Origin of the sequence: Pseudomonas sp. CFBP 13710, assembly GCF_014842235.1 — a bacterium.
In the GTDB taxonomy this organism is placed as follows: Bacteria; Pseudomonadota; Gammaproteobacteria; order Pseudomonadales; family Pseudomonadaceae; genus Aquipseudomonas; species Aquipseudomonas baltica.
The window spans coordinates 1-1,561 of sequence record NZ_JACYVJ010000023.1 but is presented as its reverse complement, the minus strand read 5'-3'; the positions used below and the strand labels follow the sequence as shown (position 1 = coordinate 1,561).

The window sequence follows — 1,561 nt, the reverse complement described above, 5'->3', positions numbered from 1 at the left end:
TGAGTTCGGGATGGGATCAGGTGGTTCCAATGCTCTATGGTCGTCAAGAAATTCTGTAGCCAGGATGCCCTTGGGAGGCACTCCAGCGAATCGGGTATGTGATGTTTGTGGGTTGTCTTGCTGCGAACTTTCGGTTCGTGTCATCTCCACAGTCACCGCAATCTGGTCATTCGACGCAAATTGCTTGGGTGTTATATGGTCAAGCCTCACGGGCAATTAGTATGGGTTAGCTCAACGCCTCACAGCGCTTACACACCCCACCTATCAACGTCGTAGTCTTCGACGGCCCTTCAGGGAACTCAAGGTTCCAGTGAGATCTCATCTTGAGGCAAGTTTCCCGCTTAGATGCTTTCAGCGGTTATCTTTCCCGAACATAGCTACCCGGCAATGCCACTGGCGTGACAACCGGAACACCAGAGGTTCGTCCACTCCGGTCCTCTCGTACTAGGAGCAGCCCCTCTCAAATCTCAAACGTCCACGGCAGATAGGGACCGAACTGTCTCACGACGTTCTAAACCCAGCTCGCGTACCACTTTAAATGGCGAACAGCCATACCCTTGGGACCGGCTTCAGCCCCAGGATGTGATGAGCCGACATCGAGGTGCCAAACACCGCCGTCGATATGAACTCTTGGGCGGTATCAGCCTGTTATCCCCGGAGTACCTTTTATCCGTTGAGCGATGGCCCTTCCATACAGAACCACCGGATCACTAAGACCTACTTTCGTACCTGCTCGACGTGTCTGTCTCGCAGTCAAGCGCGCTTTTGCCTTTATACTCTACGACCGATTTCCGACCGGTCTGAGCGCACCTTCGTACTCCTCCGTTACTCTTTAGGAGGAGACCGCCCCAGTCAAACTACCCACCATACACTGTCCTCGATCCGGATAACGGACCTGAGTTAGAACCTCAAAGTTGCCAGGGTGGTATTTCAAGGTTGGCTCCACGCAGACTGGCGTCCACGCTTCAAAGCCTCCCACCTATCCTACACAAGCAAATTCAAAGTCCAGTGCAAAGCTATAGTAAAGGTTCACGGGGTCTTTCCGTCTAGCCGCGGATACACTGCATCTTCACAGCGATTTCAATTTCACTGAGTCTCGGGTGGAGACAGCGCCGCCATCGTTACGCCATTCGTGCAGGTCGGAACTTACCCGACAAGGAATTTCGCTACCTTAGGACCGTTATAGTTACGGCCGCCGTTTACCGGGGCTTCGATCAAGAGCTTCGCTTGCGCTAACCCCATCAATTAACCTTCCGGCACCGGGCAGGCGTCACACCCTATACGTCCACTTTCGTGTTTGCAGAGTGCTGTGTTTTTAATAAACAGTCGCAGCGGCCTGGTATCTTCGACCGGCATGAGCTTACGGAGCAAGTCCTTCACCCTCACCGGCGCACCTTCTCCCGAAGTTACGGTGCCATTTTGCCTAGTTCCTTCACCCGAGTTCTCTCAAGCGCCTTGGTATTCTCTACCCAACCACCTGTGTCGGTTTGGGGTACGGTTCCTGGTTACCTGAAGCTTAGAAGCTTTTCTTGGAAGCATGGCATCAACCACTTCGTCGTCT

General features: G+C 53.2%; 1 rRNA gene. It reads right to left on the bottom strand.

Annotated features, from left to right (window positions below):
- Nucleotides 1-195 precede the first annotated feature (195 nt).
- Nucleotides 196-1,561: ribosomal RNA gene (locus tag IFT44_RS20995) — 23S ribosomal RNA — on the bottom strand; the annotation flags it as partial.